Origin of the sequence: Sphingomonas sp., from assembly GCF_035555815.1 — a bacterium.
Taxonomy (GTDB): domain Bacteria; phylum Pseudomonadota; class Alphaproteobacteria; order Sphingomonadales; family Sphingomonadaceae; genus Sphingomonas.
The window spans coordinates 1-13,282 of sequence record NZ_DATMGG010000139.1 but is presented as its reverse complement, the minus strand read 5'-3'; the positions used below and the strand labels follow the sequence as shown (position 1 = coordinate 13,282).

10 protein-coding genes are annotated in these 13,282 nt (G+C 69.6%); 5 read left to right on the top strand and 5 right to left on the bottom strand.

Annotated elements, in window-relative coordinates; all coding sequences use genetic code 11:
* Positions 1-208 precede the first annotated feature (208 nt).
* Entirely contained in the window at positions 209-1,003 is a 795-nt protein-coding gene (locus VNR91_RS07730; protein ID WP_414712391.1) for a crotonase/enoyl-CoA hydratase family protein, read from the top strand.
* A 100-nt stretch (positions 1,004-1,103) separates the two neighbouring features.
* Positions 1,104-2,300, top strand: a complete 1,197-nt coding sequence (locus VNR91_RS07725) for an acetyl-CoA C-acyltransferase (protein WP_325490191.1) — start codon at positions 1,104-1,106, stop codon at positions 2,298-2,300.
* A gap of 12 nt (positions 2,301-2,312) precedes the next feature.
* Here the strand turns inward: VNR91_RS07725 and VNR91_RS07720 are convergent, their stop codons facing one another.
* From VNR91_RS07720 to VNR91_RS07700, 5 genes are read right to left on the bottom strand one after another with little or no spacing between them, the layout of a single operon-like run.
* Positions 2,313-3,119: a protein phosphatase 2C domain-containing protein gene (locus VNR91_RS07720; protein WP_325490190.1), complete on the bottom strand. Its 807-nt coding sequence runs from the start codon at positions 3,117-3,119 to the stop codon at positions 2,313-2,315.
* 53 nt (positions 3,120-3,172) lie between these two features.
* On the bottom strand, positions 3,173-3,475 hold the full coding sequence (locus VNR91_RS07715; RefSeq protein WP_325490189.1) for a YciI-like protein: 303 nt from the start codon (positions 3,473-3,475) through the stop codon (positions 3,173-3,175).
* Positions 3,475-4,767 (bottom strand): dihydrolipoamide acetyltransferase family protein, encoded by a 1,293-nt coding sequence (locus VNR91_RS07710; RefSeq protein WP_325490188.1) that lies wholly within the window; start codon positions 4,765-4,767, stop codon positions 3,475-3,477. Before VNR91_RS07710 ends, VNR91_RS07715 begins: the two co-directional genes overlap by 1 nt.
* Before the next feature lie 4 nt (positions 4,768-4,771).
* Positions 4,772-5,776: an alpha-ketoacid dehydrogenase subunit beta gene (locus VNR91_RS07705; RefSeq protein WP_325490193.1), complete on the bottom strand. Its 1,005-nt coding sequence runs from the start codon at positions 5,774-5,776 to the stop codon at positions 4,772-4,774.
* Positions 5,777-5,832: 56 nt separating this feature from the next.
* Complete coding sequence (locus VNR91_RS07700) at positions 5,833-7,119, bottom strand: 3-methyl-2-oxobutanoate dehydrogenase (2-methylpropanoyl-transferring) subunit alpha (protein ID WP_325490187.1); 1,287 nt, start codon at positions 7,117-7,119, stop codon at positions 5,833-5,835.
* Positions 7,120-7,296: 177 nt separating this feature from the next.
* Here VNR91_RS07700 and VNR91_RS07695 point away from each other — a divergent pair, with 177 nt between their 5' ends.
* From VNR91_RS07695 to VNR91_RS07685, 3 genes are read left to right on the top strand one after another with little or no spacing between them, the layout of a single operon-like run.
* Complete coding sequence (locus VNR91_RS07695) at positions 7,297-8,052, top strand: ImuA family protein (RefSeq protein ID WP_414712392.1); 756 nt, start codon at positions 7,297-7,299, stop codon at positions 8,050-8,052.
* Positions 7,961-9,727 (top strand): DUF6504 family protein, encoded by a 1,767-nt coding sequence (locus VNR91_RS07690; protein ID WP_325490186.1) that lies wholly within the window; start codon positions 7,961-7,963, stop codon positions 9,725-9,727. The genes VNR91_RS07695 and VNR91_RS07690 overlap by 92 nt, the downstream gene beginning before the upstream one ends.
* The gene (locus VNR91_RS07685) at positions 9,724-13,032 is read left to right on the top strand and encodes an error-prone DNA polymerase (protein WP_325490185.1); all 3,309 of its coding nucleotides are present in this window, start codon (positions 9,724-9,726) and stop codon (positions 13,030-13,032) included. Before VNR91_RS07690 ends, VNR91_RS07685 begins: the two co-directional genes overlap by 4 nt.
* The last annotated feature ends 250 nt before the right edge of the window (positions 13,033-13,282 follow it).

Here is a 13,282-nt window from a genome sequence, read left to right as displayed (position 1 = left end):
ATAGGGCAGCGCCAGTTCGGCCCAATCGTCCCCGTGCGCATGGTAGCGGATGCCCAGCGTGGGGCCATGCCCCAGAATCCGCGCATCGAAAAAAACGGTGGGATCGAAAGCCGCGGTCATCGCGCCGGCCCTAGAACGCGTACGCGCGCTTTACAAACGCGCGAAGCGCAAGCTTGCCGGCGCCCGGCGCACGCGCGATAGTCCGTCTATGACCGAATCCATCGCCGATCGCGTCGCGATCGCCCTCACCGACGGCATTGCCGACGTCCGGCTGATCCGCGCCGACAAGATGAACGCGATCGACCCGGCGATGTTCGACGCGATCATCACCGCGATCGACCGGCTGTCCGACACCGCCGGGCTGCGCGTCGTCGTGCTGTCCGGCGACGGGCGCGCGTTCTGCGCTGGGCTGGACATGGCGAGCATGGCGAGCGGCGGTTCGGGCATCGACATCGTCACGCGCACGCACGGTAGCGCCAATCGCGTGCAGCAGGTGGCATGGGGATGGCGCACGCTGGCGGTGCCGGTGATCGCGGCGGTTCACGGTATCGCCTTTGGCGGCGGGCTCCAGATCGCCAGCGGCGCCGACATCGTCGTCGCGCGCCCCGACACCCGGATGTCGGTGATGGAGATGAAATGGGGCATCGTCCCCGACATGGCCGGCTTTGCATTGTGGCGCGGCCGGGTGCGCGACGACGTGCTGCGCGAGCTGGCTTATACCGCGGCCGAGTTCGACGGCGCGGCGGCGGTGGCGCACGGCTTCGTCACCCGTACCGCCGATGATCCCCGCGCCGAGGCGCTGGCGCTGGCCGCCGCGATCGCCGGGCGCAATCCGCACGCGATCCGCGCCGCCAAGCGGCTCGCCAATCTGGCGGTCGAGACGGATACGGCGACGATCCTCAAGGCCGAGAGCGCCGAACAGGGCCGCCTGCTGCGCGCGCCCAATCAGGTCGAGGCGGTGATGGCCAACATGCAAAAGCGCGCACCGAATTTCACGGACTAGATTTCCGCGCCCACGATCGCCGCGGCTTGACGGCGCACCGCGAATGATGCGTTGCAAGGACGACCATACCCAAACCATGAAATTGTGAGAGGTGCCCGTCATGCGTGAAGCCGTCATCGTATCGACCGCGCGAACCGGAATCGGCAAAGCCAATCGCGGCTATTTCAACGATACCGAGGCGCCGGTGCTGGGCGGCCATGTCATGAAGGCGGCGGTCGAGCGCGCCGGCATCGATCCCGCGCGGATCGACGACGTGTTCTTCGGCGCCGGCAACCAATGGGGCTCGCAGGGCTTCAACCTGGCGCGGATGAGCGTGTTCGCCGGCGGGCTGCCGATCGAGGTGCCTGGCTTCACCCTCGATCGCAAATGCGGGTCCGGCCTGACCGCGATCGCGCTGGCGGCGCGCGGCATCATCAGCAACGACATCGACGTCGCGCTGGCCGGCGGCATGGAATCGATCAGCCTGACCAGCCGTCAGGCGGGCAAGCCGGTGCAGAACCAGTCGGTGATCGCTGAACAACCCCTCGCCTACATGTCGATGATCGAAACCGCCGAGGTCGTCGCCGAACGCTATGGCATCAGCCGCGAGGCGCAAGACGCATTCGCCGCGACCAGCCAGCAGCGCGCCTTTGCCGGGCTTGAATCGGGCGCGTTCGTCGAGGAGATCGTGCCGATCACCGTTGAAAAGGCCAATTTCGACAAAGAGGGCAACCGCACCGGCACCGAACAGGTCACCGTTACGCAGGATGAGGGCATCCGCGGCGGCACCACCGCCGAGATCCTGTCGGGGCTGCGCACGGTGTTCAAGGACGGACTGGTCATCAAGGAAGGGCGCAACGTCACCGCCGGCAACGCCAGCCAGTTGTCCGACGGCGCGGCGGCGCAGATCCTGATGGAGCGCGGCGCGGCGGAGGCCGAGGGCAAGGAGATCTTGGGCATCTATCGCGGCTTTCAGGTCGCCGGCTGCGCGCCCGACGAGATGGGCATCGGCCCGGTGTTCGCCATCCCCAAACTGCTCAAGCGCGCCGGTCTGTCGGTCGCCGATATCGGGCTGTGGGAAATCAACGAGGCGTTCGCCAGCCAGTGCCTCTATTGCCGCGACACGCTCGGCATCGATCCGGACAAGATCAACGTCAACGGCGGCGGGATCGCGATCGGCCACCCGTTCGGCATGACCGGATCGCGGCTGGTCGGCCACGCGCTGATCGAGGGACGCAAGCGCGGCGTGAAATACGTCGTCGCGTCGATGTGCATCGCCGGCGGCATGGGCGCGGCGGGGCTGTTCGAAATCCCCTGACCGCGCGGGCGATCAGCCGCCGGCCACGCGCAGCCACAGCGCGGTGGCGTCGTCCGATCCCTTGAACCGCGGAAACCGATCGCGCGCGGTGTCGGCCGCCTCGATCGCGCGCAGCATGGTCGCGGCGGCGGCCAGCCCGTCGGCGCGCACCGTCGCGACCAGCCGCGCGGCATCGAGCGCGTCATAGACGTCGATCAGCGCGGCGAACCCGTCGGTCATCAGCAGGACGTCGTCACCCGGGCGGCACGGTAGGCGCCCGGTCAGCAGCCGGTCGACATCGCCCGGCTCGACCCCCAGCACCGCCGACCGCCGCGTCGCCCGCCGCGCGCGCAAGCTGTCGCGCACGGCGGCGGGATCGGCATCGGCGACGCTGGCGGCGTGCTGACCCTCGTCCTGCTTGGCGAGTGGGCGGCCAAACCGCACCACGTCCCCATCGCGCGCGACCAGCCCGACACAATCGCCGAGCGCGCCCCACTCCAGCCCCTGCCCGTCCAGCCGCGCCGCGAGCACCGCCGCGATCGGCAATTCCCAGCGGCCGATGGGCTCGCGGCGCCGCGCGGCGTCATAGGCGCGCGCGACCCTGTCGAACACTTCACGATAGGTGGCGACGATGCCGTCGGGCGCGGCGGCGGAAAAGGCGCGGTTGGCTTGTTCGGCGATCCATGCCGCCCCGCCGCGCGGACCGACCAGTCCCGGCGGGCCGAGGTCGGTCGCCCCGTCGATCACCCACGCCAGCGCGCCGTGGCTGCCGGCGCGATCGTCATTGGGGACGCTGGCCTTGCCCGCCAGGCTGAGCGACTGGATGAGATCGAAATGCATCGCGATCATGGTAGCGCGCGCCGATGACGGTTTCGAGAGGCCAGCGCGCGCCGTCAGCCCTCCGGCCGCACCGGCGCGGCGGCGGTGGCGCCGACCACCGTGGCCCACGATCGCACGCGCCACGCGGTGACCAGCCCGGCGGTCACATAGGGATCGGCGGCGGCGAACGCCTCCGCCGCCGCCCGATCGCGAAACAGCAGCACCGCGCCGTCCACCGGATCGTCCAGCGCCCCGCCCAGGATCAGCGCGCCCCGGTCCGCCGCGTCCCACGCCAGCGCCAGGTGCGCGTCGCGCAACGCCGCGCGCCGCTCCAGATAATCGGGCGCCAGATCGTAGAACAGCAGCGCGTGCGCCATCAGCTATCGAACAGCAGTACCGGCGTCTCGATCAGCTTGCGCACCGCCTGGACATAGCTGGCGGCGTCCCAGCCGTCGACGACGCGGTGGTCGCACGAAATCGACAGGTTCATCAGCTTGGCGCGGACGATATCGTCCCCCTGAAAGACCGGGCGCTCGACGATCTTGTTCGGGCCGATGATCGCCACTTCCGGCCGGTTGATCACCGGGGTGGTAGCGATGCCGCCCAGCGGCCCCAGCGAGGTGACGGTCAGCGTCGATCCCGACAGTTCGTCCGACTTCGCCTTGCCGCTGCGCGCGGCATCGGCCAGCCGGGTGATCTCAGCGGCGAGCTGCCACACGTTCATGTCCTGCGCGTCGCGGATCACCGGCACCATCAGCCCGGCGTCGGTCTGCGTCGCCATGCCCAGGTGGACGCGGCCGTGCCGGGTGACGACGCCCGCCTCGTCGTCATAGCGCGCGTTGATCATCGGAAAGTCGGGGATCGTGCGGCAGATCGCGACGATCAGGAACGGCAGCATGGTCAGCTTGGGACGGCTGCCGCGATTGGCGTTCAGGTCGCCGCGCATCGCCTCCAGCGCGGTGACGTCGATCTCGTCGACATAGGTGAAGTGCGGGATCGTCCGCTTCGACGCCGCCATATTCTCGGCGATGCGGCGGCGCATCCCGATCACCTTGACCGGTACGTCATCGCGCGCGCGGCTGGCGTGCGGCGCGTGATAGCCCTGCGCCGCGCCATAGCGGAGGTAGGCGTCGAGATCGGCGTGGCGGATGCGGTCACCCTCGGCCTGCACGCTGGTCAGGTCGATGCCGAGCTGCTTCGCCCGATCGCGCACCGCGGGAGAGGCGAGGACGTGGCGATGCCCGGCCGCCTCAGCCGCAACGACCGGGGTGGGCGCCGGCACAGGTGCCGCGACAACCGGCGCGTCGCGCACGGGAATGGACGCGCTGTTGTCCTCGATCTCCTCGACACCCGGCGTCTCCGCCTCGATCTGTTCGGCGACCTCCTCGGCCTTGGCTTCGGGGGCTGCCGGGTCCGCCGCAGCGTCGCCTTCGGTCTCGACCACCATCAGCGCCGATCCGATCGCGACCTGATCGCCGACCTCGCCGGCCAGCTCGACCACCACGCCGGAGACGGGCGATTCCATCTCCACCGTCGCCTTGTCGGTCATCATGTCGGCGACCTGCTGGTCCTCCTCCACGCGATCACCGATCTTGACGTGCCACGCCACGATCTCGGCCTCGGCGATGCCTTCGCCAATGTCGGGCAGGCGAAAAGTGAAGCGCGCCATCAGGTCAGTCCTTCATGATCTTCTTGAGTGCCTGGCCGATGCGGACCGGCCCCGGAAAATACGCCCATTCGAGGCTGTGCGGATACGGCGTGTCATAGCCGGTGACGCGCTCGATCGGCGCTTCGAGGTGGTAGAAGCAGCGCTCCTGCACCAGCGCCAGCAGTTCGGCGCCAAAGCCGGACGTGCGCGTCGCCTCGTGCACGATCATGCAGCGGCCGGTCTTCCTCACCGATTCCTCGATCGTGTCGATGTCGAGCGGCACCAGCGTGCGCAGGTCGATGATCTCTGCGTCGACCCCGGCCTCCTCGATCACCGCGCGGGCGACGTGGACCATCGTGCCATAGGCGATGATGGTCAGCGCCTCGCCGGGCCGCACGATCGCCGCCTTGCCCAGCGGGATCTTGTAATAGCCTTCCGGCACCGCGCCGCCGGGATGCTTCGACCAATTCTCCGCCGGGCGATCCCAATAGCCGTTGAACGGGCCGTTGTAGATGCGTTTGGGCTCGAAGAAGATCGTCGGGTCATTGTCCTCGATCGCGGCGATCAGCAGCCCCTTGGCGTCATAGGGGGTCGACGGGATCACCGTCTTGAGCCCGGAGACGTGGGTGAAGATCCCCTCTGGCGACTGACTGTGGGTCTGGCCGCCGAAGATGCCGCCGCCGAACGGCGACCGTACCGTGATCGGTGCGGTGAACTCGCCCGCCGAGCGGTAGCGCAGCCGCGCCGCCTCGCTCACCAGCTGGTCGAGCGCGGGGTAGATATAGTCGGCGAACTGGATCTCGGGCACCGGGCGCAGGCCATAGGCCCCCATGCCGACCGCGACGCCGATGATGCCGCATTCGGTGATCGGCGTGTCGAACACGCGGGTCTTGCCGTATTTCGCCTGCAACCCGGCGGTGGCGCGGAACACGCCGCCGAAATAGCCGACGTCCTCCCCCATCACGATCACGTCGGGATCGCGCGCCATCATCACGTCCATGGCCGAATTGATCGCCTGGATCATGTTCATGCGGGTGGTGGCGGTGTCGCTACCCGCTTCGGCCACGTCGGTCAGTTCCGCCTCCATCACTTGCGCGCCCACGGCCGGCCCGAAGCCTCTTCCTCGGCCAGCATCTGCGCCTGCTGTTCGCGCAGGTGCCACGGCATCTCCTCGAACACGCCGTCGAACAGCGTGTCGAGCGGCTGGTGCAGCCCGTGGCCGAGCACGCCGTTCGCTTCCGCTTCCTTCTGCGCGGCGCGGACCTGTTCGGCCAGTTCCTTGTCCTGCGCGGCGTGGCGATCCTCATCCCATTCGCCCAGCGCGATCAGATGGTTCTTCAGCCGCACGATCGGATCGCCCAGCGGCCATTTCCCATATTCCTGCGCCGACCGGTATTGCGACGGGTCGTCGGAGGTCGAGTGCCCTTCCGCCCGATAGGTGAAATGTTCGATCAGCGTCGGCCCCTGGTTGGTACGCGCTCGCTCGGCCGCCCAGCGGGTGGCGGCATAGACCGCCAGCGCGTCGTTTCCGTCGACGCGCAGCCCGGCCATGCCATAGCCGATCGCGCGCGCCGCGAACGTCGTCGACTCCGCCCCGGCAAAACCCGAGAAACTGCTGATCGCCCACTGGTTGTTGACGACGTTGAAGATCACCGGCGCGCGGTAGACGCTGGCAAAGGTACAGGCGGAGTGGAAGTCGCCCTCCGCCGTCGACCCTTCGCCGCACCAGGTGGCGGCGATGCGACTGTCGTTCTTCGCCGCGCTGGCCATCGCCCAGCCGACCGCCTGGGGATATTGGGTGGTCAGGTTGCCGGAGATCGAGAAGAACCCCTTTTCCTTCACCGAGTACATGATCGGCAGCTGCTTGCCCTGAAGCCGGTCGGCGCTGTTCGAATAGATCTGGTTCATCATGTCGACCAGCGACCAGTCGCGCGCAATCAGGATGCCCTGCTGGCGATAGCTGGGGAAGCACATGTCGTCCTCCGCCAGCGCCATCGTCGCCGCGATCGCCACCGCCTCTTCGCCGGTGCACTTCATGTAGAAGCTGGTCTTGCCCTGGCGCTGGGCGCGGAACATCCGCTCATCGAACGCGCGCACCTGCACCATGTAGCGCAGCATCCGCCGCAGCGTGTCGGCGTCGAGTCGCGGGTCCCACGGGCCGACGGCACGCCCATCATCGTCGAGCACGCGGACCAGTCCGAACGCGAGTTCGTGGAAGGTCTCGGCTTTGTCGGCGGTGTCGGGGCGGCGCGCGGCGCCGGCCGGCGGCACCGTGACGGCGGCGAAATCGACCTCGTCGCCCGGCCGGAAACGCGGTTCCGGCACGTGCAGCGACAGGGGGGGCAGATTGGCGCGGTGGCCGGTGTCGGTCATGCTATCTCCAACGCTTCATCACCGCCGAGACGGGGATTCGCGAATTGCGTAGCCTTGTTATAAAATTTCAACGGGCTTGGCGAGAGGCCTTGTGCGGGGGAAAAGATCCGCGACAGATGTTGACTCTTTGTTCTTGAGAACAAATAAAGAACATGTCCCCCTTGCCGAGTCGTGCCGCTGTCCCGATCCCACGCCCTTGATCAATTGCGCGAGCAGCTTCGCGGGCTGGAAAGCGGCGGTTTCCGTCGCCGGCCGGCGCTGCCGTTCGGCATGGCGGCGGTCGACGCGACGCTGGCCGACGGCGGGCTGCGGCTAGACGCGCTGCATGAGGTCGCCGGCGCTTCCCCCGGGCTGGGCGACGATGCCGCCGCGACGCTGTTTCTGGCGGGAATCGCCGCGCGCGCCTGGGGCCCGGTGTTGTGGGTGGTGCGCCGGCGCGATCTGTTCGCCCCCGGTCTGGCCCAGGCGGGGCTGGCGCCGCACCGGCTGATCTATGCCGAGGCGCAGGACGATGCCGATCTGCTGGCAATCATGGAGGAAGGAGTGCGCCATCGCGGGCTGGGCGCGGTGATCGGCGAGGTCAAGCGCGCCGAGATGGCGGCGACCCGGCGGCTCCAGCTCGCCGCCGAGGGTGGGCGGACGATCGCGCTGATCCTGCGCCGCCACGGCCGGGCCGACGCCGATCCGCTCGCCGTCCCCTCGGCGGCGGTGACTCGCTGGCGGGTGGCGACCGCACCATCGACGCCGTTGCCGGTCGAGGGCGTCGGACGCGCGCGCTGGCGGATCGAGCTGATGCGCCAGCGCGGCGGCGCGCCGGGCATCTGGACTGTGGAGGCATGCGATGAAACGGGTCGCTGCGCTCTACCTGCCGCATTGGCCGATCGAGCGGCTGCGACGGGTGGAGCCGACACGCGCCGCCGCGCCGCCGCCTGATCGCGCGCCATCCTCCGCCACGATCGCCGCGCGCGCGGGCGGCTGGCGGCCAGGCGCGCGCTGGGCACGCGACGATGCTCCATCCCCCGCGGCACGCGGAGACGGGCTGCGCGCGCCGCGCGTGGCGGAGGGGGACTGCCACGGGCGGGATTGCCATGCCGGGGACGCCTCCCTTCCCGATGACCTGCTTGTCACCGCGCACCGCGTCGGCAGCCGCGTGCTGATCGCTGCCGCCTCGCCACAGGCACACGCGGCTGGCGTCCCCCCCGGCATGGCACTCACCACCGCACGCGCGCTCCACCCGACGCTGATCGTCCGCGACGCCGATCCCCAGGCGGATCGCGCCGACCTGGTCCGCCTCGCCACGCTGCTGGCGCGGCGCTGGTCGCCGACGGTCGCGCTCGACGGCGCCGACGGACTGGTGATCGACACGACCGGCGTCGCGCACCTCCACGGCGGCAGTGAGGAGGCGATGGCGCGCCGGCTGATCGGGCTGCTCGCCCGGTTCGGCTTCACCGCGCGCGTCGCCGTCGCCGACACGCCGGGCGCGGCGCACGCGCTCAGCCGGTTCGGGGCGCGGCGGCTGTGCCTGTGCCCGCCGGGCGCGCAGGCGGCGATGCTGGCGCCGTTGCCGCCCGCCGCGCTGCGGCTGGAGCCGGCGCAGCGCGATCTGCTACGGACGTTCGGTATCGCCACCATCGGCCAGCTCATCGCGATGCCGCGCGCCCCGCTGACGGCGCGGCTGGGGGCGACGCTGGTGACCCGGCTCGACATGGCGCTGGGCGCGGTCGGCGAGCCGATCGACCCGATCGTCCCGCGCGAGGCGATCGCCATCGTCCAGCGCTTTTCCGAACCGATCGGCACCGCAGAGGCGATCGCGCATTGGCTGGGCCTGTTGGTGCCGCGACTTGCCGCCGCCTTGACGACGGAGGGGGTAGGCGCGCGCCGGATCGAGCTGGTCGCCGACCGCGTCGATCATATCCCCCAGCGCATCCGCATCGGCCTCGCCCGCCCCAGCCGCGATCCCGCCCACATCCTGCGCCTGCTGCTGCGGCGGATCGAGGATATCGCGCCCGGTTATGGCATCGACGCGATCGCGCTCCACGTCCGCGCCGCCGATCCGCTGGCGCCGCAGCCGCTGGCCGAACGGCTCGACGAGGCCACCCCACCCGATCTCGCCCCGCTGATCGACACGCTGGCGACGCGCGGCGCCCGGACCTGGCGCACGCGGCCGGTGGAGAGCGACGTGCCCGAACGCAGCGTCGCGGCGATCCCCCCGCTCGATCCGCCGGCGCGGGCGGGCGCGGCGCCGCCGATCGACGACGTCGCCCGGCTGAACCGGCACGGACCGCTCGACCCGTGGACGCCGCTGTGGCCGCGCCCGGTGCGGCTGCTGGCGCGGCCGGAACAGGTCGACAATGTGCTGTCGGCGCTGCCCGACCAGCCGCCGCGCCGCTTCACCTGGCGCGGGGTCACCCACCGCGTGATCCGCGCCGATGGTCCCGAGCGCATCCTGGGCGAATGGTGGCGACGTCCGTCCGAGCGCCAGTCGGTGCGCGACTATTTCCGCGTCGAGGATGAGAGCGGCGCGCGCTTCTGGCTCTATCGCCGGGGAGATGGCGAGCGCGACGCCAGCGGAGACCTGCGCTGGTTCCTGCACGGCGTATTCGGATGACCTACAGCGAGCTTCAGGTCACCACCCATTTCTCGTTCCTGCGCGGCGCCTCCTCACCCGACGAACTGTTCGCGGCCGCGGCGATGATGGGCCTGCCCGCGCTCGGCATCACCGATCGCAATTCGGTGGGGGGAATCGTGCGCGGGCTGGTCGCGGCTGAACAGATCACCGCGCAGGGCCATCCGATCCGGCTGGTCGCCGGCTGCCGGCTCGACCTGGTCGACGGCGCATCGCTGCTGGTTTGGCCAGAGGATCGCGCGGGCTGGTCGCGGCTGACCCGGTTGCTGTCGACCGGCAAGCAGCGCGCCGACCCCAAACGCGGCGAGAAGGGGAAATGCTTTCTCCACTGGGAGGATGTCGCCGGGGCCGCCGACGGGCTGGTCGGCGCGCTGGTGCCGGGCATGGCGGACGAAGGCGACCCGCTGTCGCTGCGCTGGTTGGCGGACGTGTTCGGCGAACGAGGCCATGTCACCCTCACTCCGCATCGCCGGCCGGGCGAGGCGAGGCGGCTGCACGCGCTGGCCGAAGCGGCGCGACACCACGGCCTGATCCCGCTCGCCACCGGCGATGCGCTCTATCATCATCCCGACAGGCGGATGCTCCAGGACGTGGTGACCGCGATCCGCCACACATGCACGATCGACGACCTCGGTTTTCGCCGGGAACGCAGTGCCGATCGGCATCTGAAATCGCCCGAGGACATGGCGCGGCGGTTTGCCGCCTATCCAGACGCGCTGCACGCGGCCGAGGCGATTGTCGAACGCTGCACCTTTTCCCCTCGCCACCTCGACTATCAATATCCCGACGAGATCATCATGTCCGGCCGCACGCCACAAGAGGCGCTGGAGCGGCTGGCTTATGCGGCGCTCGACGCCAAATTCGGCGGTGATCCACCACCGGAATATCGCGCGCTGCTCGACCGCGAACTCTCGCTGGTGCGGGAAATGAAGTTTGCCGCCTATTTCCTGACGGTGAACTCGATCGTCAGCTTCGCGCGCGGGCAAGGCATCGTCTGTCAGGGGCGCGGATCGGCGGCCAATTCGATCATCTGCTATGTGCTGGGCATCACCTCGATCGATCCGATTGAGCGCGGCTTGCTGTTCGAGCGCTTCATCTCGCCAGAGCGCAACGAACCACCCGATATCGACGTCGATTTCGAGCATGAGCGGCGTGAGGAGGTGATCCAGTGGATTTACGAGACCTACGGCCATGACCATGCCGCGCTGACGGCGGTGGTCAGCCGGTTCCGCTCACGAGGCGCGATCCGTGAGGTGGGCAAGGCGCTGGGGCTGTCCGAGGACCTGACCGGCGCGCTGGCCGGGCAGGTATGGGGAACGTCGGGCGACGGCATCCCGGACCGCTACGGCCAGACGCTGGGGGTCGATGTCGACGAACCGCGCGTCGCGCTGGCGATCGCGCTGGCCAACCAACTGGTCGGCACGCCCCGCCATCTGTCGCAGCACCCCGGCGGCTTCGTGCTGACGCGCGACCGGCTCGACAGCCTGGTCCCGGTCGAGCCGGCAGCGATGGAAAAGCGCTGGGTGGTCGAATGGGAGAAGCTCGATATTGAGGAACTGGGCTTCATGAAGGTCGACGTGCTGGGGCTGGGGATGCTCGGCTGCATGCGCCGCGCGTTCGACCTGATGGCCGCGCGCAAGGGCCAGCCGATGACGCTGGCCAGCGCCGAATTCCAGAACGACGACGCACGCACCTTCGACATGATCTGCCGGGCCGACACGCTGGGGGTGTTCCAGATCGAGAGCCGCGCGCAGATGTCGATGCTGCCGCGCATGCGCCCGCGCGAATTCTACGATCTGGTGATCGAGGTGGCGATCGTGCGGCCGGGGCCGATCCAGGGCGACATGGTCCATCCCTATCTGCGCCGGCGCGAGGGCAAGGAAAAGGTCGAATATCCCAACGACAAGTTGCGCGCGGTGCTGGAAAAGACGCTGGGCGTGCCGCTGTTCCAGGAACAGGCGATGCGAGTCGCGATCGATGGCGCCGACTTCACCGGCGGCGAGGCGGACAAGCTGCGCAAGGCGATGGCGACGTTCAAGGCGACCGGCAACGTCGGCGAATTCCGCCCCAAGCTGATCAAGGGAATGCTGAAGAACGGCATCTCCCTCGATTTCGCCGAACGCATGGTCAAGCAGATCGAGGGCTTCGCCAACTACGGCTTCCCAGAGAGCCACGCCGCCAGCTTCGCCAAGATCGCCTATGCGTCATGCTGGATGAAGGCGCATCACCCCGACGTGTTCTGCGCGGCGCTGCTCAATGCGCAGCCGATGGGGTTCTATGCCCCCGCCCAGATCGTCCGCGACGCGCGCGACCACGGCGTCGAGATGCTGCCGGTGTGCGTCAACGCCAGCGACTGGGATACGATCCTGGTGCCGGCGGCGCGGACGGAACGCGCACGGCATTCCCGGTTCTGGGGCACCGATGCGGAGTGGGACTCGCTCGCGCCGCTCCGGCTCGGCCTGCGGATCGTCGTCGGGCTGGCCGAAGCCGATGCCGCGCGGATCCTCGCGGCGCGCGCGACCGGCCCGTTCACCTCGGTCGAGGACATATGGCGGCGCTCCGGGGTTCGGCCGGCGGCGCTGGAGCGACTGGCGCGCGCCGATGCGTTCCGTTGCTTCGGGCATGACCGGCGGCAGGCGCTGTGGGCGGTGCGCGCGCTGGGCGAAAAGCCTGTGCCGCTGGGGCTGACCGATCGGCGGGAACCCGGCGTCACGCTGATGCCGCTCACCGCCGGGCGCGAGGTGGTGGAGGACTATCGCACCACCCAATTCTCGCTGCGCGCGCACCCGATCGCGTTCCTGCGCGGCCGACTCGACCTGCTCGGCGTGATGCCGGCGGCGGAACTGGCCACCGCCACGCCGGGTCGCAAGGTCGAGGTCGCCGGGGTCATTCTGGTCCGCCAGCGCCCCGCCACCGCCACCGGCGTGCTGTTCCTGACGATCGAGGACGAGACCGGCATCGCCAACGCCATCGTGTGGCGCGACCGGTTCGAGGTGCAGCGCCGCACGATCATGACCGCGACGATGATCGGGGTGCGCGGCACCATCCAGCGTGAGGGCGACGTGGTCCACGTCATCGTCGATCGCATCGTCGATTATTCGCCGATGCTGCGCGAGGTCGGCGAGGTCGACCTGCCCCGGCTGACCGGCCCAGGCGACGGTGCCACCCATGGCGGCACGATCGACCCGCGCGACCGCGCCGCAACCGCCCGGCCGCGCTCTGCCCCACCGTGGTCGCCGGACAAGGACGAGGACAGCATCCCGATCCGCAGCCACGACTTCCATTGAGCGCACGGGCCTGCGCGCAAGCTCCCAAACGCTCCCACGTCATGCCGGGCCCGACCCGTCATGACGGCAGGGCGGAGCGAGGCTCGAATCCGGAGGCCGATCCATGCAAATGGAATGGTGCTCCGGCGCAGGCCGGAGCGTGCCGGGTTCAAGTCCGTCGCGTGCCCGCCAACGCCCCGGCCCACGCCGGAGCACTGGCGATGCTTCAAGCACGATCTAAGGCGCGGTCTTGCCCTCGCACAGCACGCGG